We start from the raw sequence: 22,854 nt of genomic DNA, 5'->3' as shown, positions 1-22,854 counted from the left end.
TCCTGTCATCGCATCCAAAACAATTCCAAGGAGGCAATAACATGAGCCAAGTAGAACAAAACGAAATCATTGGTCAATCGTTCGAGGTACGTCCGGTAGCAGGTAGAATCGGTGCGGAAATTAGAGGGGTTACACTCTCTTCCGATCTGAATGGGGAAACGGTTAGCTTCATTAGAGAAGCGCTGCTGAAGCATAAGGTTATTTTCTTCCGCGGGCAGCATCAGCTGGATGATGCGGGGCAGGAAGCTTTTGCCCAATTGCTTGGCGATCCTGTTGCTCACCCGACGGTGCCGATCAAGCAGGGAACCGATTATGTATTGGAGCTCAACTCCAACCACGGCGGACGTGCCGATTCGTGGCATACGGACGTTACTTTCGTGGACGCTTATCCGCAAGCCTCCATACTACGGGCAGTCGTTGTTCCGGAGTACGGTGGCGATACGGTCTGGGCGAATACGGCAGCAGCTTATAGCAATTTGCCTGAAGAGCTGCAGAAGCTGGTCGATGGTTTATGGGCGGTGCACTCCAATGAATATGACTATGCCGCGTATCGGAGCAGACCTATAGATGAAGAGGCGGAGACGAGATACCGCGAAGTATTCGTGTCCACTTTATATGAAACGGAGCATCCGCTTGTACGCGTACATCCGGAAACAGGGGAGCGGACGCTGGTTTTGGGACATTTTGTGAAGCGTATCCTGGGGCTGTCTTCAACTGACTCCGCTCAATTGTTCTCCTTGCTGCAAAATCATGTTACTAAACTCGAGAACACCGTTCGCTGGCGCTGGGCAGAAGGGGATGTCGTCATCTGGGATAATCGGGCGACGCAGCATTATGCGGTCAACGACTATGGCGATCAGCACCGTGTTGTGCGGCGCGTCACGGTCGATGGCGATGTGCCTGTAAGCATTGATGGTCGGAAAAGTGTTACCCGCAAGAAGGTGGGTCCGGCGGAACAAGCGGGAGAGTCTGCGTAAGACCGATAGCGATTAGCGTCCTGGAAGTATAGAGCCTGGAAGCCTCGGGTGGCGAGAAGCTGGAAACAGCTCTTGCTGCCGGGGCTTCTTTCGATTTGCAGAAAATATACTCTACTTGCCGCTCATACGTGTGTATAATGTGGTGGTACTTTATACCAATTGCGAACGAAATCATCGTTTTATATTTTCCGGATTGAATAGGGAACCATTCCGGCACTCTATCGTCTACTTGATGAGGTGAACGACTTGCAGTTTGATTACTTGAAGCATGTAACAGGCGGCTTAGACCGGCATGCGGTGCTGAATGAGCTTATGGCGGCGTACGGCAAAGACGTTTGGAATTTCGCTTTCTTCTACACACGATCCAGAGAGCTGGCCGATGATATTTCCCAAGATGTATTCGTAAAGGTGTTTCAACAGCTCTATGAATTCCGCGGGCAATCGTCGATCAAAACATGGCTGCTGGCCATTACACGCAACACGGCGCGCGACGTGCTGCGGTCGGCATGGATCAGACGTGTGACCTTCTTCGGAGGGATCGTCCGTCCACAAGAGAAAACTTCGCCATCGGCGGAGCGGGAAAGCTTCGATAAGCTGATGACCGAGGAAATATGGGCGGTTGTCTTGAAGCTGCCGCAGAAGCTGAGGGAAGTGCTGCTGATGAGCAGCCATTATGGACTTTCGATGCAAGAAATGGCGGACATGCTCCACGTATCAGTCGGTACGGTGAAGTCCAGACTCCATCGTGCTCGAGCTGCGGTTAATCGCAGTCTTACCCAAGAAGCGAAGTGGACTGGGGAGGAAGAATGGACATGAAGGAACCGTTAAACAGCTGGGAGCATAAGCTTGCAGGGAAACCTCCCGTAAAGAATGGGTTCACCTCAGAACTTGAGCATAAAGTGAGGGAGCGCATTCATATGCAAAATGAGAAAAGAAGGACACCCTATCGCGCGGTTGCAGCTATAATGAGCCTCGTACTCCTACTCGGCTGCGGCTGGTGGTTCCGCGATGATGTGAAGCAGCTGCTGAAACCGGATACGACCGAGAATATTCCGGCCGCACTTCTTGGTGATCCGCTGGGAGACCGGGAATATACGCTTAAGATCCATCAGTTTGCGCAGGATGGCAGCATCGAATATCAGATCAAGCGGCCGTTCATTATTCGTCACCCATCCGTGAAGCTGAATATGGTCGATGCTCCCAGAGATTTATATAATGATCCCGATCTGTTTCAAGCTTGGATGGATAAGGAGCAGCCGGACATGCTGCAGCTTCCTTTGAAGCTGTTTAAGGAGCTGGCGGCAGACGGAAAGCTTAAGTCATTGGATACGATTGTGAAGGAACGGAAATTTGAGCTTGGCGCCCTCTATGCGCCATTAATTGAACTGCTGCGGCAGCTTGGCGGAAGCGGGGAGTTGTATGGACTGCCGGCAGATTTTAATACCACGGCGCTCTATATTAATGAGGATGCTTTTGCCAAGCAAGGAATTCCACTGCCTGAAGGAGAGGTTTCGCCGGAGGAGGTTCTCCAGCTGGCCAAACGGTTCCAAGGTACGGGGATTAGCGGACTCGGAGCTTTCGACCGTGACAATAAATTTGCGCTGACCGAATTCTTCGGACAAGTATCAGGACTGCAGACCTTTGGTAAGAGCAGTGATGGGAAGACCGAGGCCACTGTCAATTCCGACGCATGGAAGCAGGTTTGGCAGTCGGTCGCGGCTGGATTTCAGGAAGGCTGGATCACGCAGCAGAAGCCTTTAGTTTACGGCAAGAACGGCATCACGATGAAGGATATGGGCAAGAATGATGCGTTTGCTCAAGGCAAAATAGCGATGATGATTGCACCGAGCTACTTCTATTCGAACTTGGAGAATTTCAAGTATGAGGGAGTCATGAAAGTGAATTGGTCGGCAGTTCCGCTTCGCGTGGACTCATCCGCCACTAACCAATTGTCATTTTTGGGCACGAATACCGTGTATGCGATCAATGCTGCTTCAACCCAAGAGGATGCGGTCTGGGAGCTGATTTCGTTTATTATAGGCGGCTCTTGGCGTAGCGGACTTGAGAATGCGCAGCTATTCAGCACTTTATTGGCAGATAAGTCGGTCATGGATGAGAAGGAAAGCAAGCACTGGAAAGCATTCTATGAGAATAAGGTTGATCCGGCAAAAGCAGCTGAAGGTTATAGAATGGCTTACGATAATCGAGCGAAGGGGGAGCTGGATGCTGCCTTGTATACGCTTGGCGGTGAACAGATGGAGGCCGTTGTGATAGGAACGAAGTCCGTTGCTGCAGCGCTTGATGAATTGCAAAGCACGCTCGAAGCGAGGCTGGCCGGAAAGGGTGATCAGGCACATGAGTAGTCCAATACGTCGGTCTTCATTCGTCTGCCTCATCTGCTTACTGGCGGTTAGTTTCATGCTAAGCGGCTGTATGGCGGATGAAAGGATGTCCGGTAATGAGAAAGAAGTCATTCGTATTGCGCTGCCTACCAAGAGCAGCTATTCCTTTACGATTGGGGATTTTGTCGCCGCTGCTTTCCCGAATTTCCAGGTTGAGCTCATCGAGATGGAGCCGAATTATAAACCGATAACGGCGAAGCAATACGAGAAGAAGCTGAAGGAAGAGAAACCGGACCTTGTGCTGCTTGGCTACTCAGGCCAGTATCCCGGATTGGCGGCACAGGGCTTACTGGAGGATTTATCGGTACGGCTGCAAGCGAGCGGCATGAAAGCAGAAGATTTCTATCCAGGGATGATCGATAAAATCAAGCGTGAGGGGGGCGGGAATTTATTCGCGTTAGCCGCTTCCTTCCAAGCCTCGGTTCTCTATTACAATGCTGACTTGTTTCACAAATACATGGTGGATTTGCCCCGGAACGGCATGACGATCATGGATGTGATGCAGCTGGCCAGCCAATTTGCGAGAGCAGGCAGCCGCAAGGACGGAATTGTCGGCTATCACCAGCCGTTCAGCAGTATGCCGAATAGCTTACTCCTCAGTCTGTCTAGCTCGGAAGGGCTCCAGTCTTACAGTTACAAAACGGGTAAAGTGACGATAGACACGCCTGCATGGCGGCATTTATTCGCAACCGTCGTGAATCTCTATAAGAATGGCACCTTCATGATGCAGGATGTCAAAGGGGATATGGTCGATGGTACGCTGATGTTCGATGAGGATGCCGCGAATGAAGCAGATTTGTTTAAGAAAGGCAAGTCTGCGATGACAATCGATAGCTATAACAGTATCAAAGGCATGAAGTTCGAAACGGGTATGGTTACGCCGCCGGTGAGCTCCATCGAAACGAGCAGATCCGTCCATTTAGGCGTTTATGATTATATGGCGATACCGGCAGGCGCCCGGAATGCCGATGCTGCATGGCAAATCATCGAATTTATGCTTAGTGATTATGTGGCCAAGGCCAAATCAGGTATTCAGGACCAGTACAGCATGCCAACGCGCAGGTCCTATATGAAATACGATCATGATCCCGTGCTGGCAGAGCTGTATGAGACGCTTCCGAGCATCGATCAAAGCTATTCGCTCGAAGGTTATGATCCCAAGTTTATGGGGCTGTTCCAGCAGCTTGAGGATCGAGAAGTGAAAGCAGCCGTGAATGGCGAGAAGAGCGTAGACGAATGTATTGGGGCTGTGCAGAAGGAAGGCCAGGCGCTGTTGGATGCGGCGAAGCCGAAATCATAGTTTGGAGCTCTTAGCGATACTGGTAAGTTTAGTCAAGACAAATTCAGCCTGCTCAATTAAGGGTCTCATTTACGAAATGCATATGTTCAACTCCTGAGCAAATATGGTATTATATTGGCAAAGAAACGTAACAGGCAAAGAGAGTCGGCGGCAACCGACTCCCGGCGCGATTAACCGCTTTTAAGGGCGGAAGGCTGAATCAAGATATGAGATTAGAGTAGACCGCATACCTTCGCGAGAGGGCGGTCTATTTTTTTTTGAGGTAAGATAGCAGCGCGAGAATAAACATGCCGAACGTAAACATCAGCGTGATCGCGTCTTGTATCTCCATGGCATCACCTCCCTTCCGGGAGAATAGCCGACCGCCCTTGCAAGCCATTCATCGCTTCTTTATTATAAGCGAACACATGTTCGTTCGTCTATGCTTATTTTGGTACAAGTTGGGAGTAGGATAGTCCTAGGCTAGGAGGTTAGGTAGTAGTAGCAGGGATGACATACTAACAAATAAGCCGACTGGAGAGAAGATAACGTTGCAAGGCGCGCCATCGTTCGTACTCCTTCAAAGAAGCGTTGTCAATGAGCTTCTGGTGTTCAACTTCATGGCATCGGATGACCTTCTCGGCCAGTTGCAGGAAAGCACGGGAGGTGGAGCGGACGTCGTCATCGACGCTGTTGGACTGGATTCCAAGAAGACACTATTGGAAAAAATCGACAACGCAAGCAAGATTATTTTGAAACCATAAGGATTTTCTGATTTTAATCAGGTGGACCCAAGTCCGCCGATATAAGGATTCGGATAAAATATTACATCGAGGATAAACTTTGTATAGCAGTAAAATCTAAGTCAAAGGTGTGATGGTAAATGAAAAAAACACTATCTACATTTGTAATTATTGGTTGCTTTGCTTTGATGTTTGGAATGGGTGCAGTAAGTGCGACAGGAACAACAACAAATGGAAACGGAATGTCATCAACTGGGGTTCGAGCCAATAATACCGACAATTACAATACGACATCCTTAAATAATGGAGGAAATTACAGAGCCACAGCATTATCTGATAACGATAATGATTTTGACTGGGGATGGTTAGGGCTTCTTGGATTAATTGGCTTAGCAGGAATGAGAAGCCGCAATCGTGAACGCGATGGAGCACGTTAAGCATTAAACTAGCATTCCCTAATGCAGTGAAATTGGCCGCTCTTTATTGAGCGGCTTTTTATATGCAATAAGAAAGGAATATGACTTAGGCATTAATTAGTGATTTTTTCCTGTATAGTCTTCATCTTTAACCGCTTCGACTGTCAAAGTTTGAAGTATAGGGTTTATGGAGATATTAGGTGGTAATCTGTTTATAATTGGGTGGTTAACCTTGCAGTATATATATGAGGACATGGCTAAGCATGAATTGAACACGGAGCTTGAAGTCACCTTGAGCGTCATCCGGTCCCTGCTTGGCAACAGTACCGATCTTGTCATTCGCAATTTTAAAATCATGACGAAGCTGCAGCCGCATTCGGCCGCAATCGTATACGTCGACGGGCTTGCCAACCCGAAGGACCTGCTGGAGTCGCTGCTTGCCGACAGCGGAGAGACGCAGGCGTTTCACCAGCTCTCAGACGTGACCGAACCCTTGGAACTGATCCGATTGTATATGCTCAAGATCGGCGATATCAAGTCTGCGTTCAAATTTGAAGCACTCTGTCACGGAGTTTTATCTGGCGAAACCGCGGTGCTCGTGGAAGGTTATTCAGAAGGAATCATTGCCAGTACGAATGAGTGGAGAGACAGGGGCGTGACCGAGCCTAGCTCCCAGTCGGTCGTCAGGGGTCCGCGGGAAGGGTTCTCCGAAACTCTTCGTACGAATACCGCTTTGATCCGGCGCAAAATCAAAGATCCCCGATTGTGGCTGGAGACGAGACAAGTCGGCTCCGTGACGCATACGGACGTTGCCATCATGTACATAAAAGGGATCGTGGACGACAAGATCGTGGAAGAAGTCCGCTTCCGGTTGGATCGGATAGACATTGATGCGATTCTGGAGAGCGGCTACATCGAAGAGTTGATTCAAGATGAGACATATACGCCGTTTCCGACGATCTACAATACAGAGCGTCCAGATACGGTCGCTGGCGGCCTGTTAGAGGGGCGGGTGGCCATTATCGTCGACGGAACGCCTTTCGTACTGCTCGTGCCTGCCTTATTCACGCATTTCATGCAAACGGCTGAAGATTATTATCAACGCGCGGACATCGGCACGCTGCTTCGGATGCTTCGGTACGTTTGCACGTTCATAGCATTGTTCGGACCGGCAGCATACATCGCGATCACAACCTTTCATCAAGAAATGATTCCGACTCCGCTCCTAATCAGCATCGTAGCGCAGCGGGAAGGGATCCCGTTCCCTGCGTTCGTCGAAGCCATTCTGATGGAAGTGACTTTCGAAATTCTCAGGGAAGCCGGCGTTCGCATGCCACGAACGGTAGGGCAGGCCGTATCGATCGTCGGGGCGCTCGTCATCGGCCAAGCAGCGGTGGAAGCGGGCTTGGTCGGCCCGGCGATGGTCATCGTCGTGTCCATCACGGCGATCTCGAATTTCGTCATTCCTTCTTACAATATGGGCATTTCGATCCGGATGTCTCGCTTTGTATTGATGATGCTCGCCGCTTCCTTCGGGTTGTACGGCATCCTGATAGGCGTCATTATCATGGTACTGCACCTTTGCAGCCTGCGTTCGTTCGGCGTACCCTATCTGGCGCCGTTCGCGCCGTTAATCTTGGAGGATCAGAAGGACAATATTTTCCGATTGCCACAATGGACGTTCATTACGCGTCAGCACATGATTAGTCCGAATAACCGGAAACGGCAAAAGAAGCGTCCTCCGCAAAAACCTGCGCCATAGCGGCACCTTCACAGATTCTGAAAGGCGATGATTCAAGCCATGATACCGCGCAAATTGCTGTTGTCTGTGCTTCTGCTCCTGATGTCTGCGGCGTTGACCGGATGCTGGAATCGAAAAGAGCTCAACGAGATCTCCATTGCAACGGCCTTTGGATTCGATAAGTACCGCGAAAATTACAACGTATCGGTTCAGTTAATCAACGCTACGGAAATCGCCGCTTCGAAGGGCGGGGGTGGACGGGTTCCCGTGATTACGGTGCAGTTGTCCAAAGGGCATACGATCTTTGAATCGATTCGCGCTATGACCACGACGACGCCGCGAAAGATTTATTCGTCCCACTTGCGCATTCTCGTCATCGGGGAGAAGCTAGCCAGGGACGGCATCGCGAAAGTGCTGGACGCACTCTCCCGTGACCATGAATTACGGACGGATTTTTACATCGTCGTAGCAAAGGGAGGTCCCGCGAACGACGTGCTGAAAATTTTGACGCCGCTGGAAAAAATTCCGACCGATAAACTGTTCTCCTCGCTCGAGGCTTCCGAGCGAAGCTGGGGAGTGACATCCACAGTCGACCTGCACGAGCTGATCTATGAATTAGTTGACCCAGGCAAGGATCCCGTCCTGCCCGGCGTCCGCATCATTGGCGACATTAAGCAAGGAGAATCCAAATCCAACTTGGATAACGTGAGTCCGCAAACATTACTGAAATACGAGAATCTCGCCGTGTTCCGCAAGGATAAGCTCGTGGGATGGCTGAGCGATAAACAAAGCAAAGGATATAACTACATTCGAGGAAACATCCAAAGCACGATCGTCCGGCTTCCGTGTCCGAATGGCGACGATCTGGCGATTGAATTGATTCATGCGACTCACAAGATCAAAGGGAAAATTGTGAACGGACATCCGGAAATCCAAGTGACCGTCAGGGCGGAAGGCAATATAGGAGAGGTGGAGTGCAGCATGGATTTGGGCACGAACGAGGCGATCGCGTTGCTCGAGAAGGAATTAAGCGATGAAATCAAGGCGAGCATGGCATCGTCCGTCACGCGGGCTAAAGCTTATAAAGCGGACATTTTCGGTTTCGGATCCGCGATTCATCGGGCCGATTACAGAGCATGGCACCGTCTGGAGAACCACTGGGAAGACGAGTTCGTCCATCTGCCTGTGCATCTGACGGTAGACGCGAAAATCCGCCGCACCGGTTCTGTTGTGCAGTCCTTCCTTAAGAGAATGGAGGGGGAATGAGTTGTTATGGATCATCTTGATCATCCTCACGAGCGTCGCGGTCTACGAGTACCCGCGGCTCAAACGCGCCGGACAATTCAAGGAGCTATGGCTTTTTACGTTCTTGCTGTTGTTCGGCATGCTGCTCAGCGTTGCCGAAAACCTACATATGCCCATCCCAAACCCGCTTGATTGGATCACAGCGCTGTACAAGCCGATGAGCAGGGCCATTCTGTCCACCCTTGAATAACACCGGAAAGAAGGTCTCGGTGAAATGATCGAGAAAGGCAAAATCAACCCGCGACAATTTTCGATCCTTACGCTATTGTTCTGTTTAGGCAGCACCATTCTAATTGTGCCATCCGCGCTGACTTCCGTCGCCAAGCAGGATGGATGGATCGCCGCCATTGCCGGGGTTGTCGGCGGCATGGCGGTCATTGTGCTCTACAGCATATTGGGTTCGAGATACCCTGACCAATCTTTAATGCAATATACCGAAACCATTCTAGGCAAATGGCTGGGCAAGATCGCCTGCGCGCTCTTACTAACCTATTTTTTTATCCTGTCGGCATTGGTGCTTCGGAACGTGGGCGACTTCATTACGACTATCGTCATGCCCGAGACGCCGATTCAAGTCGTGCATGCCCTGTTCCTGCTTGCCACCGTCATGGGCGTGAGCTTGGGCTTGGAGGTCATTGCGCGTTCGTCGGAAATTTTCCTGCCGTGGATTGTCTTGATGATCGTCGTGTTGATCGTGTTCCTGATTCCTCAAGTCCAATTCGACCGCATACAGCCGTTGTTTGAAACCGGAGCCAAAGGGATTATCCACGGAAGCTTGTCGGTCCTGAGCATTCCCTACTTGGAACTCGTCGTCTTCCTAATGGTCTATCCGTACGTCAATAAACCGAAGAAAACCCGCTCAGCCTTTATGAGGGGAGGACTCCTCGGCGGCTTGATCATCATCATCGTGACGACCCTATGCGTGTTCGTCCTCGGGTGGGACTTCACGGCCCGCCATACCTTTCCCAGCTATACATTGGCTAAAAAAATTCAAGTCGGGGAGTTTCTCCAGCGCATCGAGGTATTGGTGGCGATCATTTGGTTTCTTACAATCTTCTTCAAGTTGGCCGTCTGCTTCTATGCCTCGATGCTCGGCATGGCCCAACTGTTCCGATTACGAACCTACCGTCCCCTTCTCGTGCCTTGCGGCATCGTGCTCGGCGTGTTGTCGATCATCGTCTATCCGAATATTGTGTATTTCCGCGTGTTCGCTGCTGAAATCTGGCCGTTCTACGCGCTTACGTTCGGCTTGTTCATGCCAATCCTGCTACTGATTGTTTCCGTATTGAAGCCAAAGCCGTGCGCAGATGCCACTTCCGCCGAGGGTAGGAGAAAGCTCATTAAAAGGGGCTAACTTGCATTTCCTAAAAAAGCCCCCAACCATCTACAATTTGAAAGATGAAAATGTGAAAATATTGCTTGACTCACTGTGTTTGCTGTAATTAGTTTTGTCATGAAATGGTTTAAAAAATTTAGAAATAAAGGTAAGTAAAAAGCAATTGCCAGAAAAGGCAATTGCTCAAAATGTCGAGAAACCCAACGTTTTTCTAACGCTGGGTTTCTCTTTTGGTTTTTGGGCAGAGGAACACATGTAACATGCCAAGCCTCGCCTCATATAATGGATCATTACTGAGAATCAATGTGCACACAAATAATGAGCATATTGTATCGGTCGCTCATAAACAGCAAATTGATTGCGCATTCCATTATACAGATCTTTTTGTGGCTTTCCATTAAGTTCAATTATCCAAATATGATCATCTTTGTCCAATACAAAATCAACGCTAAACTCGCCCAAATGGTAGGTTTTATCTTCATCCAAAATTTCTGCGGATCTTAAACTACAGTTATAAACCGATTGAATGATAGCATCAACTTTATCAGGAGGATATAAATGATTGAGAACTTCTATAGATAAACAAGCTCTTTCACAGATGCTGGTATTATAACTGACTTTATATGCAATCCGGCTCACGACATTCGTTACTGACCATAAGCCTCTATCATTTTTTTGTACAAGCGCTCTGATATCGAAATGTTGATTGTTGAATCGTTTTATGTTGACTCCTTCTTGAATCATATAAGGAGTGGAGCCGATAAGTTCTTGAATGTGATCCTCAAATTGTTTGACGTCATTAAAAATGATATCAGGTGTGAAATAGTGGAGGCTAATGTGGATTTCCCCGGAATCCATCAACTCCACACGATATACACCTTTCCCCTTATGCCCGTAGATAGGTTTTAAGTATATGACACTATGAACATGAAGCAAATGAACTGCGTTCTCTTTGTCAAAGGGAACAGTTTCTGGCAAATAATCTACAAGCCATCTACTTAAATTCGTATAAATCTCCTGTTTATTGAATTGATTAATATGATTAAAGCACTTATCTTTTCCGATTATTGCTCCCAAACGATCAAGCAGCTCTGGATGTGTATCGTAACAGCGGTTGTATACGACTTTGGGGAACGGAAATTTACTAAGCACCCATTTTCGGTTTAAGCGGTGAAGTCCGACTATGCTTTTTTTCTCCCAATCTATGGAATTGGGGGTAAAACAGAATAATTTCAAATTGGTCCTATTATGCCGAAGATATTGATGTAGAACATTTTTTCTTTGAATACGGTTAGCAACAAGAAGACCCACAAAACCGTGATTTTTGATCATCATTTGCCTCCACAATCATTCTTAAAGAGAGTCATATTATTAGCATATGAAAGTGGAAATAGAAAGGTATGGACAACAATACATTCGAAAAGGGAATATTTCCATATATAGTTGCACTAGGTCTCACTATTCGGAATAAGATTAACTCGGGAATGAAATTACTGTGGCACAAGGCATGTTGCCCAATGGTGATCTCAAGCCCTAAAACTTAATAAAGGGGTGTAACAAACAATGGGTAGATTACCGGGTCCTCCTGGACCTGCTGGACCACAAGGACCACAAGGACCACAAGGTCCGCAAGGTCCGCAAGGTCCACAAGGTATATGTCCACCATGTCCTCCTCATATTGCTAGTTTTGCATTTCTTTGCAGCACAGAAGAACAGAACGTAGGTGAAGCTCCGACCCCAGGTGGGCAAGGAGAAGCTGTAACCTTCAACAATTCATTAATTAATGGAACTGCAATTACCTTTGCTCCCACGACTAATATAGTGATCAATGAAACTGGCATTTACAATATTAGTTGGGAAGTATTTCCAACTCCTGGAAATAGCGCTTTTGGATTGTTTTTCGACCCTGCCGGAGCAGCACCGGCTGCATTAGTTCCTTGCAGTAATTACGGTTCAGGAGCAGGAAATAATCCTTATCAAGGCCAAGTCGTTACTCAATTAACGGCTGGCGGGATTTTGACTTTAAACCGCATCGATAATATGGGGAATCTAGTACTACAAAATGCGATTGGTGGAGGTACCCCTACTGTAAGTGCATCTATAGTGATCGAAAAATTAGCATAAACGCAGGAAATCATTAAACCGACGAGACACGATAGCACAATGACAACAGGCTGCCGGCACGAACGGCGGCCTATTATGCAATTTGGAAGAAACGGCAGCCAGCATCATGTTTCCGTTTTCTCAACTCACGAGTAGATCATCCTGGTGAGTGTCGGTTTGCTATTCTCTATGATCCAGTCAGCAGCGATTATCGGCAAGTGCATTACCGGTATGTCCACAATAGTAATGTGTATGCGGTGTCAAACCATCGACCGTAGTGCAACCTTCGAAACAATGATAATGACCGCCGCCGGACAGCGGCAGGGCAGGGCCTGTCGTACCTTTAATCGTGTGCTTATGTCCGCTGTTTACGGAAGTTACCGTGCAGTAATAGTGGCAGTGCTGTACGCCGGAAGGTGCAGGTTCCGTTGTGCCGGCATACTGATGATGATGACCTACTTCCACTGAAGTGACTCCTGAGAAATCATGGACATGTATCGGACTGCCATCCCAGCTGGTCAAGTAGCGAATGATAGAGAGAGAGAGGACTCTTCAAGGCAACTGCGGGATTTCGATATCATTAGAGATTCATCAGTAAAATGAAAAAGCCCCGATAAGGGGCTTTTTCAGGTTCCTAGGGGAAAAATTAGTCTTCGTCTTCGTAATCATGGTCTTCATGATCGTGACTTTCATGTTGACCGTGATCGCCATCATGGTCAACATCCCGGTCTCCGCGAGCGAATTGCTTTTGATGCTTCTTCGCTTGCTGCTCTTTATGAGCTTTTTGCCAAGCTTCTTGCAGCGCTTTTTTCTTAGCGATTAGCGCTTTTTTCAGCTCTTTTTGCGTTAGCTGATCCTTATTTGCGATTTGTTCCTTCTGCTCATCTTGCTTCTTTTGCACGTTTTGAACTTTGGCATTGTCTTCGTCATCATCTTTTTCTTGTTCGTATTTCAAAATATCAGGTCGATTCGTCAATTTGATTTCGAATTTGATTTTCACCTTGGCCGGTTCGACAGCAAAATGCTTGAACAGCGCATCCGATACTTGCTGCTTACTCATGTTTTCTTGCAACTTGACGGCATCCAGAAGCTGTTGGATAAATAGTGCCGCTTCGCTGCCTGTCAGATGGTTTTCTTGATCCTGGCCGCGGTTTATTTCTACCTTGGACTCAACCTTCGCTTGTTCCCGTTCGAACACAATTTCAATCTTTAGTCCATTGCCGATGATTTTAATTTCCAAGTCTTTCAGCTGATCGATCTTGATCGGTCCTTTGCTCACACTCGGTTGAGTAGTCGAGGACTTAGGCGTTGCTGTAGCCTTTGGAGGGACAACGTATGTGTCGCTTGCTGCAGTCGGTTTGTCCTCTGTTGTTGCGGACGAATCATGATCCGCGTATGCGACGAATCCATAAGAAAGTATGATTGAGCATAGTGCGCCGATTAGCATATAGGCTATTTTCTTCTTCAAAAATAGTCCTCCTTCAAGTTTGCAAATTTTGTGGTTCTTGGCAGCCAGTATATGAATTCGTCATGTAAGTTTGATTTTGGTCCGTACAGGGTTTAATGAGGGCAGACATAATAAACCAATCTAAAGGAGGTAATTTTATGCAAAGTTTGAAGAAATCGATCCAAGAAGCCCAAATTAATATTAAGGACTTGATCGGAATGAAAAGGCTAATGACGCTCATAGCCATAATTTTAGAAACTTCTCGACGATCGGAATTCGCATGGACTATACCGTTTCCACTGCTGGGGTCGTGAAGGTAACAGGGGTACGACATTACATATCCTGGGGGCTGTTTCCAGTGAACGTGTCGGAAGAATCCTGCATGTATCACCTTTTCTGAAGCTCAACCTTAAGCCGGTTGGGCTTCTTTGTTGTTAGCTGCGAAATCCCACCATCCCACAAATTAGAAAGCGACAGCCGCAAAAGGTGTACCCTGTGGCGAGGAACCCAGAAGCAACAGCAAGGAAGACACCGATAATTGATAAAGGGAAAAAAGTTCTTTATTCTAGACGATGTCCATCGACGCAATAGCCGACGGTTCTGCAATGTCCACCGGATGCTCTTTTTCTTTGATCTTCATCTCTTCGCTCTTTGGCGTAACGCCTAGTCGCATGAGAAGTCGGTAAATAAACACGCCGGCTTCTTTTTTAATATAATCACGCAGATGTTTATGTCTGATTTCCGTAAAGCTATTAAAAGTAAACGAAAGGCATTGAAATACAATATATACCATCAATGGAGTGTGATACCTTATACGCATCGGGCTCGTCATCGAAAGTAAGGAAGGAGGGATATTCGCAGGTTTCCGGCCCGGATCTACAGTTCATCAACTTGGAACAAGAGCGCTTTGTCCGACACACTTGGGACCACCATTTTCATAAGGGGGAACAATGATGAAACGAAGGCTATTGGCAGTTATGATCATTGTAATCATGATGTTCACGAGCATCCCGATTCCGGCTTTTGCGGGCACCGCGGCGGGGATTGATGTGTCCGTGACTGCGGATAAATCATCCGTAAAACCGGGCGAGAAGGTAACCTATACGGTCACCGCCTCCAATAACGGCAGCAAGGGGACATACAACAATATCAGCATTGTCGCGGGGGAGAACAACTGGGACATCAAACAGATCAAAAAAGGCAATTCTCAAACCTTTACATTTAGTGCTACCTATAATGAGCCGAAAGAATACACGGTTATAAGCAAAGCGCAGGACAAAAAAGGCGGCCTGATCGCCCAGTCTGCCCCTCTGACCATTAAGGTGGCGAACGCTGTCACCGACGACACCGACGACGGATGGATCACCATAGGCGACACGGAGGTCGTCGGCGTGGAAAGATCCTGGCTCGGCGCAAAAGGTCAGGATACGACCCCCGGCAACCCGTATCTGCTGTTCCGTGGATACGATGCATACAAGGACTTCACGACGTTTGAGCAGATCAGCGCAGCGAGTCCGTCCGGCTATTGGCCCATACTTAGCCAAGAGGACAAGCTGATCCCGAACGGCAATACCGACAAAGTCTGGAGATCGGGAGCCGGAGGAGCATGGGATACGAACAGAGTCCTCGAGATCGAGCTTAAACAGCGGCATGATCTTGAGGAGATATGGTTCTTTGACGGCGGAGCGTACCGCCCCTCGGCTTATTGGAACTTTACGGATCCGGCTAACCCTGTTCCCGACGTCCCGAACGATCCTGAAGGCGTGGGCAGCAAGTGGGAGGTCATCGGCGGGTCTATCAATGTGTACGGCTATCTGGAAGATGCGCAGAGGTATGAGCTGCTGTTCTCCTACGATATGAACAACGATGACAGCTGGGTGCAGGTAGACCTCAGCGATCTCAGCCATTTCGCCAACCATACCAGCCTCTCCTACGATGAAATCAAGAGAGTTTCGAAAATCAAAATCGAGAAGGTGAGCGAGGATAAATACCACTGGTGGGAAGGCGCCGAGGTATACAGAAACTTCGATACCGACGTAAACCTTTCGAGCTTCGTCATGGTCGGCAAGCCCATCACCCGCAGCAAGGTGGCGGCGGTGCAGCGGTCTTGGCTGGGCAACGACGGCAAGGCCGAGGGCGACGGATCGCCTTACCTGCTGTTCGACGGATACGAGAACTACAAGGACTTCACGACGTTTGAGCAGATCAGCGCAGCGAGCCCGTCCGGCTACCGGCCCGTATTAAGCGACGAAGAGAAAGCGCTTCCGACTAACGACAGCGTATGGAGAACGGGCGAGGGCGGCAGCAACACGCTGGAGATCGCGCTCAATCAGAAGCATACGCTTCAGGAGATCTGGTTCTTTGACGGCGCGAAGTACGGCCGCACATCAGATGCCATAGCGGACCAGCCCAGCGAGTGGCAGGTCGCCGGCGGTTCCGTCAAGGTGTCCGCCTATGTGGATGGCCATTATGTGGAGCTGTTCACCTACGCGATGAACAACGACGACAGCTGGGTGCGAATGGACCTCGCCAGCCCCGCGAGCTTCGGCGGCGGCTACAACTACGATGAGATTAAGAACGCTTCGAAACTCAAAATCGAAAAGCTGAGCGGCGGTACGTACAAATATGTTAATTTCGCGGACGATACCATTACGGTCGACCGAGACGTCAACCTTTCCGAGTTTGTGATTCTCGGACTGCCGCTTGAACCGCTGATCGCGGATACCGGCAAAAGGGATATCGTCCCAATAGATTGGAATAAAGAGCCTCAGGCGGTGCCCGAATCCAACATTGACTTCGGTACGTTTGTCGGCACCAACAGCTTCTTTAATGACCCCGACCTCGGTGGCAACGTCGTCCCGGTCAGCGGAACGACGAGAGAATACCACACTTGGTCCTGGACGGAATATATGGCCGGAAACGACTTGGGCGCCGGCGACAACGATCCGCGCATGATCGACGATCCGGAAAAGCCGCTGGTGGCGTTCGTCAATACCTGGGGCGCTTTTGACGCTTTCTACAGAAGTATGAAGGCCGCAGGCGCGCTGGTATATCTGTGCCTGCAGAACCTGCATGTCGGAGACGCCGAAAGAACGGATCCCGCGTACGACATGCCCAATTACCAGGGCGATGGGGACAGAGAGAACCCCGATTCCTATCTGGGCCACGCCATGAGCTTATGGCAGCACGCGGCTAGATACGGAAGCGCCAAGAGCAAGGAGGAAGGCGGCACCATCGATCCGGATCTGGTACACGTCGCCCCCGGCACCTCCAAGGAAATCGGGTTGAACCTGATCGAGACTTATGAAAACGGCAACGAATTGAACCTCAAAGGCGTGAGCGGCTATGAGTTCGCGGCCATGACCAGCGCGGACTACGACGGCCACATGAACTCCATGAAGTCGTGGATACACGATACGGACATCGATGTGAAGTCCCGGAGCGGGAATTACATCTACACCGAAGAAGCGACCGGCAAGCCTTACTCCGGCGTGGGCATCAAGAACGCCGACCCCAATGCCAAGCTGTCCATAGCGGGCGTGGGCGGCCTCGACCTTAAGTTCTTGGAAGAGATGACAGAGTGGTTCCTAACGTACAGAACCGAGGACGATTACCTTGATATCAACTATTTCTTCGAGGGGAGTTCGTACTACAGGAAACACGATACCGAGAAGAACAAACCCTACACGAGAGAGGAAGCCTTGTTGGGAGAGGAACATCCCGAGGACCAGTCAAACTTCCTGTACAGGTTCGAGCAGTTTCCGGTAGACGTACTGAACGTGCACCATTACACCCCCGACTCCAAAGACGTGGCGAACGGAAGGGCGATCGGCGGCGTGGCGCCTGAAGAAGACCAGTGGACCAACCAAACCTGGAACCAGGACGTTCCCCTTGAGTACGGCATGAAGTGGGTCATGAATCTTCGCGCGCTGTATTATCCGGGCGCCGAAGTGTGGATTTCCGAGCTGGGCTGGGATAGCGCCCAAGGCACGGCGACTACCGCCAAAGCGAATCAGGATTATTACCCCGGCGTCAACGCCGAGCTCGAATTGAATCCGGCTCTTTATCCAAGCTTCACCGGAAAGGACAATCCGGCAACCCTGCAAAACGTAGTCGGCGGTTTTGAGATTCAAGGCCGCTGGATGGTCAGGGAATTCCTGCTCCTCGCGTCCTGGGGCGTGGATCGTGCCCAGCAGTTCATGCTGCGCGGTTCCGGAACGGGTACCGCCGGTAAATTCAATACCAGCGGGTATCTGGATACCCAAGACGTGCTGGGCGAGGGTCCGAACGCCAAGAAACCCGCATGGTACTATGTCGCGGCCATGCGCAACTGGCTGGGCGATATGCGCTTTGAGAAGGAAGTGGAGACCCCCACTTATACCAAAAAAGTAGAACCATGGGATACATCGGGCAACGCCTTCACCAATAACAATACCACGCCCGAAAACGCGCTGAACGTCCTTCAGTTCGGCTTCGAAGACGAGAACGCCGGGAAAGACGAGCAAGACAAGAATAACGGCAAGGGCTACGCGCTCTGGCTGGGAACCTCCAAGGGCGATGTTGACGGCAACTATGTCGATTATCAGCTTGATCTTTCCGCAATACCTCAAGCGGATATCGAGGACGTAACGCTGGTTGAGCTGGTACGCAATAGTGAGACCGGTTCCTCGACATCCATAAAGTCTCAACTATCTGACGGAAAGGTCACCATAAGAGTCACTGAAAAACCGGTATTCGTCATGGTGAACACGGGTGATAATCCGGAGCCTGCGGCGCACAATGTTACGATCGGCCAGATGGAGAACGGAAACGTCACATCTGATAAAGCTCAGGCGAGAGAGGGCGAGCTGGTCACCCTTACTGTTGCTCCGGAACCCGAATACAAAATGCAGCTTGGCTCGCTCAAGATCAACGGCAGCGCCGCCGGACTGACCAGTCTCGGCGATAACAAGTACCTGTTCGCCATGCCAGGCGAGGACGCCGCCGTGACGGTTTCGTTCGTCGAGATAGAGGCCGACGACGAATACGCCGTCCTATATGACGAGAACTTCGACGCCAGAAACAGCGTCGGCGGCGGAGCATGGGCCGGCGACAGAGCAGCGATTGTCGACCGTCTACAGGGTAATGAGGGCGACAAGGCGGTTGAAATTACGCAGGGTGCCGGCAATAACCTGTATCAATTGCCCGGGATCTCCTTTGAGTCCGGCGTCGACTATACCCTTGAATATGACTTTAGGGGCGACAGCGGCATCGACGGAACCAGTTTTTATTTTAACGACAGCCAAAGGCTATTCGACGGCGACGCCCCGGTGGACGGCTTGATGAATGTGCGTTCGGCCAGCACCTGGAGCGCGAAGACATATACCCAAAACCAGTGGCACCATTTCAAATTGCAGTTTAGGCACGACGGCGTGAAATGGTCGTTTACCCTCTACATCGACAACGTCCTTATGGCTAACGGCCCCGTCGCTAACGCTACCGCTACCGGGAGCCAGACGGTGAAGCTGAAGAACGGCTACCTTAGCGATGAAGGCGGCAAAGCGTATTATGACAACTTCTTCCTCTATCGGGGTCAGCAGGAGGTCGTGAAGACGCCGCACGGCATCACGGTACCCGGCGCGATCGCCGGAGGTTCGGTCACCGCGGATAAGGCAACGGCTACCGAAGGCGAAACGTTCGGCCTGACCATAGCCCCGGACGACGGCTATACGTTGTCCGGGCTTAAGATCAACGGCGTGGAGCAGACGATCGCCGGCGGCAGCCACGTTATCCTCATGCCCGACGAGGACGTCGTCGTAACGGCTGCGTTTGAGGAGCTTGAGGTTCCATATGCGGTCCTGTATGAAGAAAACTACGACTCGCGCAGCGCTCCCGGCGAGGTTAGCGGATGGGCCGGCACCGGCAGCGCGATTGTCGCCTCTCCGGGCGGAATGGGCGGCAAGGCGCTAGAGATTACTCAAACTGACGGCAATAGCTTGTATCAATTCCCTGTAATCGCGTTCCAGTCGGGGGTCGACTACACCTTGGAATATGACTTTATGGGCAGCGGCACGAGCACCGGAAACGCGCTCTATAACGGATGGAGCGAGAGATTTTATGACAGCGACGGCGGCAGCGATTCGAGCAAGCTGCATCTGCGCATGTGGCAGAGCTGGGTCACAAAGCCGTATACGAAAGACGCATGGCATCATTTCAAAGCAGAGTTAAAGCACAACGGCGCGAAGTGGAGCGTAAGACTCTTCCTGGATGGCGTGCTCGTAGACGCAAACGATGTAAACGGCGCGGTTTCTCTCAACCAGCAGCTGATGTTGAAGGTCGGCGGGGCCGGCGGCAAAAACTACTTTGACAACGTCGAGCTCTACCAAGGCGAAAAGTCGGGGGTCGAGCACGCGGTCACAGTACCCGGTGGGATCACCGGAGGCTCGGTCACCGCGGACAAGGCAACCGCGGCCGAAGGCGACAACGTCACGCTGACTATAGCCCCGGAGGAAGGCTACAGACTTCAAACACTCACAGCCACGCTCGACGGTTATGGCAGGGAAGTCGCGTTAACGCCTGCCGGCAGCAACAAATTCACATTTATCATGCCAGCCGGAGATGTCACCTTAACGGCTGCGTTTGAGAATGCCTACACGGTCCTGCTTGAGGAAAATTTTGACTCGAGCAGCGCTCCCGGCGAGGTTATCGGATGGGCCGGCACCGGCAGCGCGATTGTCGCCGCTCCGGGCGGAGTAGGCGGCAAGGCGCTTGAGATCACTCAGACTGACGGCAATAGTATGTATCAATTCCCCGCGATTACGCTAGAGCCGAACGTCAGCTACACCCTGGAATATGACTTTATGGGCAGCGGCGTAACCACGGGAAACGCTCTCTATCTCGGGTGGAGCGCGAGATTTTATGACAGCGACGGCCCGGCGCAGGGCAGTGATTTGAATCTGCGTCCGTGGAACACTTGGGGCAATGCGTACTATACCAAAGACGCGTGGCATCATTTCAAAGTGGAGTTTACCCACAACGGCACGAAATGGAACTTTACGCTCTATCTGGACAATGTCTCTGTGGCTACCGGTCCTTGCGATGCGAATGTTACCGGAAGTGTACAGCTGATGTTAAAGCCCGGCGCGACTGCCGCAGGCGGCAAAGGGTACTTTGACAACATCGTCTTCTACCAGGGCGGAAATCCGGCTTCGTAGTCAAACATCAGCGTGCTTGCCAAGGTTAAGATTCACCTGAAAAAATAATTCGGGCTTGCGATCATCGGGGGGGGGGGTTCTTCCGCGATACGCAAGCCCTTGTTAGGTTTCAAAGCCCGCCCCTACGAACGAAGGTCTAGCCATCCTGTACCGGTCAAAAGGTTATGAAAAGACTGCGATTCAATAAATATTACTATAAGGTTCGGCAGTTCAGTGATTTTATAATAAATACATGCGGCAAAGCCGGAGAAATGAGGCCAATCATTCGCAGTCAGGGAAGGAAGGCTGGAACGCCATGTTATTGAAACAATATGAACAATTAACTGCGGCGGATCAAGCGCTGCTTGGCGCGGAGCCCATTCGTCCGTTCCCGCCGGCTGCCGATCGGGCAGCTTGGGAGAAGCTCGCTCCCGACTTGAAGGACAAATGGACTTCGTTCGCCGCGGATAACCGGGACTTCGATTGGCCGGCGCTGCGCATGGATCGTTATATGGATTCGAAACGCACCGGCGACATTCACGGGTATCTCGACCCGCATTGGGAGCGGCGAAGCATGTTGGGAGGCTTCGTGCTCGCGGAATGTATCGAGGGCCGGGGCGACTATCTCGACCGGATCGTGAACGTCGGATCGTGCTCAAGCTAACGGCTCCGATTGCGGAAGGAAAATTCAAGCTGCGCTTCTCGCTGGAAGGCAGCGGAGCTTCGGGAGGGGTGGAAGCATGACGGAGTATAAGTTGCATCACGGCTTGGAACGGGAGTTGGGCTGGGTAGAAGAGGCTTGGAGCCGGGCGGAAGCAAAAATAGGCCGGAGCGCTCCGACGATTGGAGCCGCCTTTCCGAACGGAACGAAAAACGGACGGTACGTCAGGGGACCGGCGCACGACTGGGTCGCCGGCTTCTGGCCGGGGCTGCTGTGGCTTGCGTACCGCGAGAACGGCGATGAGGAGCTGCGACGCGTCGCAGAAGCGTGCGAGCGGCAGCTTGCGGAGACGCTGCAGACCTACGACTTGCTGCATCACGACGTCGGCTTCATGTTCAGCTTGAGCAGCGTTGCCCAGTATAAACTGGCTGAAGCGTCAGGGCGCGGGGGAGATGCGGACGCGAAGCGGCATGCGCTCATCGCGGCCAACCTCCTTGCCGGACGGTACAATCCGCAGGGCGAGTTCATCCGCGCCTGGCCGAATTGGGACGAAGAAGACCATACCGGCTGGGCGATCATCGACTGTCTGATGAATTTGCCGCTGCTGCATTGGGCCGGACGGGAGATCAAGGATCCGCGCTACAAGCACATCGCGATCCGGCACGCCGATTCCGTCCTGCGCGATTTTCTTCGTCCAGACGACTCGGTCTGCCATATTGTCCGCTACGATCCGGACACCGGAGCGCCGGTCGAGTCGCTGGCCGGGCAAGGCTATGCGGCGGATTCCGCTTGGGCGCGCGGAGCTTCTTGGGCGCTGTACGGCTTCGCGCTCAGCTATCGGTACACGGGCGAGAACCGCTATCGCGAAGCCGCGCTGCGGGTTGCTCGGTTCTTCGTCTCGCGGTTGCCGGAAGACGCCGTTCCGTACTGGGACTTCTTCCTGCCGGAAGAGGGCCGGGAGCCGATGCCGAGAGATTCGTCCGCGGCGGCGATCGCGGCGTCCGGTTTGCTGGAGTTGGCGGAGCTGCTGAATGTGGACGGAGGAGCGGGATTCGAAGACGCCAATTGGTGCCGGACATCGGCCGAGCGGATCGTCCAGTCGCTGTGCGACCGCTATGCGGAATGGGGCGACGAGCATGAAGGCCTGCTGAGACATGCAACCGGTTACTACTCGCGTGGTGTATATGTCGATGAATCACTGATCTATGGCGATTATTTCTTCGTAGAAGCGCTCGCGAAGCTGCGGGGACGCAAGGAGCTATTCTGGTAAGC

The 22,854-nt window shown here is 51.1% G+C and carries 18 protein-coding genes and 1 pseudogene; 14 read left to right on the top strand and 5 right to left on the bottom strand.

The genetic code is table 11. From position 1 onward, the window contains the following. Nucleotides 1-41: 41 nt before the first annotated feature. The 4 genes from AC6ESO_RS08120 (at nucleotide 42) to AC6ESO_RS08105 (ending at nucleotide 4,679) form a co-directional block, all read left to right on the top strand. The gene (locus AC6ESO_RS08120; RefSeq protein ID WP_497090940.1) at nucleotides 42-977 is read left to right on the top strand and encodes a TauD/TfdA dioxygenase family protein; all 936 of its coding nucleotides are present in this window, start codon (nucleotides 42-44) and stop codon (nucleotides 975-977) included. A 237-nt stretch (nucleotides 978-1,214) separates the two neighbouring features. After that, complete coding sequence (locus tag AC6ESO_RS08115; protein ID WP_497090939.1) at nucleotides 1,215-1,793, top strand: RNA polymerase sigma factor; 579 nt, start codon at nucleotides 1,215-1,217, stop codon at nucleotides 1,791-1,793. Beyond that, nucleotides 1,790-3,340, top strand: coding sequence for an ABC transporter substrate-binding protein (locus AC6ESO_RS08110; protein WP_497090938.1), 1,551 nt, complete (start codon nucleotides 1,790-1,792; stop codon nucleotides 3,338-3,340). The genes AC6ESO_RS08115 and AC6ESO_RS08110 overlap by 4 nt, the downstream gene beginning before the upstream one ends. Next, nucleotides 3,333-4,679, top strand: a complete 1,347-nt coding sequence (locus tag AC6ESO_RS08105) for an ABC transporter substrate-binding protein (protein ID WP_497090937.1) — start codon at nucleotides 3,333-3,335, stop codon at nucleotides 4,677-4,679. The genes AC6ESO_RS08110 and AC6ESO_RS08105 overlap by 8 nt, the downstream gene beginning before the upstream one ends. 247 nt (nucleotides 4,680-4,926) lie before the next feature. Here AC6ESO_RS08105 and AC6ESO_RS08100 read toward each other — a convergent pair whose 3' ends face one another. Then, nucleotides 4,927-5,010: a putative holin-like toxin gene (locus AC6ESO_RS08100; RefSeq protein ID WP_495461898.1), complete on the bottom strand. Its 84-nt coding sequence runs from the start codon at nucleotides 5,008-5,010 to the stop codon at nucleotides 4,927-4,929. 199 nt (nucleotides 5,011-5,209) lie between these two features. Here AC6ESO_RS08100 and AC6ESO_RS08095 point away from each other — a divergent pair, with 199 nt between their 5' ends. The 6 genes from AC6ESO_RS08095 (at nucleotide 5,210) to AC6ESO_RS08070 (ending at nucleotide 10,217) form a co-directional block, all read left to right on the top strand. Next, entirely contained in the window at nucleotides 5,210-5,422 is a 213-nt protein-coding gene (locus tag AC6ESO_RS08095; protein ID WP_497090936.1) for a hypothetical protein, read from the top strand. Between the two features lie 119 nt (nucleotides 5,423-5,541). After that, complete coding sequence (locus AC6ESO_RS08090; RefSeq protein WP_497090935.1) at nucleotides 5,542-5,838, top strand: WGxxGxxG family protein; 297 nt, start codon at nucleotides 5,542-5,544, stop codon at nucleotides 5,836-5,838. A 232-nt stretch (nucleotides 5,839-6,070) separates the two neighbouring features. Beyond that, the gene (locus tag AC6ESO_RS08085; protein ID WP_497091074.1) at nucleotides 6,071-7,579 is read left to right on the top strand and encodes a spore germination protein; all 1,509 of its coding nucleotides are present in this window, start codon (nucleotides 6,071-6,073) and stop codon (nucleotides 7,577-7,579) included. Between the two features lie 39 nt (nucleotides 7,580-7,618). Then, nucleotides 7,619-8,824: a Ger(x)C family spore germination protein gene (locus AC6ESO_RS08080; protein ID WP_497090934.1), complete on the top strand. Its 1,206-nt coding sequence runs from the start codon at nucleotides 7,619-7,621 to the stop codon at nucleotides 8,822-8,824. A 1-nt stretch (nucleotide 8,825) separates the two neighbouring features. Beyond that, nucleotides 8,826-9,053 (top strand): hypothetical protein, encoded by a 228-nt coding sequence (locus tag AC6ESO_RS08075; protein ID WP_494818085.1) that lies wholly within the window; start codon nucleotides 8,826-8,828, stop codon nucleotides 9,051-9,053. Nucleotides 9,054-9,077: 24 nt separating this feature from the next. Next, entirely contained in the window at nucleotides 9,078-10,217 is a 1,140-nt protein-coding gene (locus tag AC6ESO_RS08070; RefSeq protein WP_497090933.1) for a GerAB/ArcD/ProY family transporter, read from the top strand. Nucleotides 10,218-10,499: 282 nt separating this feature from the next. Here AC6ESO_RS08070 and AC6ESO_RS08065 read toward each other — a convergent pair whose 3' ends face one another. Further along, nucleotides 10,500-11,534, bottom strand: a complete 1,035-nt coding sequence (locus AC6ESO_RS08065; protein ID WP_497090932.1) for a YheC/YheD family endospore coat-associated protein — start codon at nucleotides 11,532-11,534, stop codon at nucleotides 10,500-10,502. A 228-nt stretch (nucleotides 11,535-11,762) separates the two neighbouring features. Here AC6ESO_RS08065 and AC6ESO_RS08060 point away from each other — a divergent pair, with 228 nt between their 5' ends. Next, a complete protein-coding gene (locus AC6ESO_RS08060) occupies nucleotides 11,763-12,323 on the top strand; it encodes a collagen-like protein (protein WP_497090931.1) in 561 nt (186 codons plus the stop codon). Nucleotides 12,324-12,500: 177 nt separating this feature from the next. On the opposite strand, the pseudogene AC6ESO_RS08055 reads toward AC6ESO_RS08060, so the two are convergent. The 3 genes and pseudogenes from AC6ESO_RS08055 to AC6ESO_RS08045 all read right to left on the bottom strand — a co-directional run. Next, a pseudogene (locus tag AC6ESO_RS08055) lies at nucleotides 12,501-12,827 on the bottom strand (YmaF family protein); the annotation flags it as partial. A 121-nt stretch (nucleotides 12,828-12,948) separates the two neighbouring features. After that, complete coding sequence (locus AC6ESO_RS08050; RefSeq protein WP_497090930.1) at nucleotides 12,949-13,770, bottom strand: YusW family protein; 822 nt, start codon at nucleotides 13,768-13,770, stop codon at nucleotides 12,949-12,951. A gap of 544 nt (nucleotides 13,771-14,314) precedes the next feature. Beyond that, nucleotides 14,315-14,545: a hypothetical protein gene (locus AC6ESO_RS08045; RefSeq protein ID WP_497090929.1), complete on the bottom strand. Its 231-nt coding sequence runs from the start codon at nucleotides 14,543-14,545 to the stop codon at nucleotides 14,315-14,317. A gap of 154 nt (nucleotides 14,546-14,699) precedes the next feature. Between AC6ESO_RS08045 and AC6ESO_RS08040 the strand changes: the two genes are divergently transcribed. The 3 genes from AC6ESO_RS08040 to AC6ESO_RS08030 all read left to right on the top strand — a co-directional run bounded on the left by AC6ESO_RS08040 (nucleotide 14,700) and on the right by AC6ESO_RS08030 (nucleotide 22,852). Then, complete coding sequence (locus tag AC6ESO_RS08040; protein ID WP_497090928.1) at nucleotides 14,700-20,942, top strand: InlB B-repeat-containing protein; 6,243 nt, start codon at nucleotides 14,700-14,702, stop codon at nucleotides 20,940-20,942. Between the two features lie 295 nt (nucleotides 20,943-21,237). Next, complete coding sequence (locus AC6ESO_RS08035) at nucleotides 21,238-21,585, top strand: hypothetical protein (protein WP_497090927.1); 348 nt, start codon at nucleotides 21,238-21,240, stop codon at nucleotides 21,583-21,585. Between the two features lie 76 nt (nucleotides 21,586-21,661). After that, the gene (locus AC6ESO_RS08030; RefSeq protein ID WP_497090926.1) at nucleotides 21,662-22,852 is read left to right on the top strand and encodes a glycoside hydrolase family 88 protein; all 1,191 of its coding nucleotides are present in this window, start codon (nucleotides 21,662-21,664) and stop codon (nucleotides 22,850-22,852) included. Nucleotides 22,853-22,854: the final 2 nt, after the last annotated feature.

It is taken from the genome of Paenibacillus rhizoryzae (genome assembly GCF_059686995.1).
Note: the sequence above shows the minus strand (reverse complement) of the source record. Positions and strands in the feature narration are given on the sequence as shown.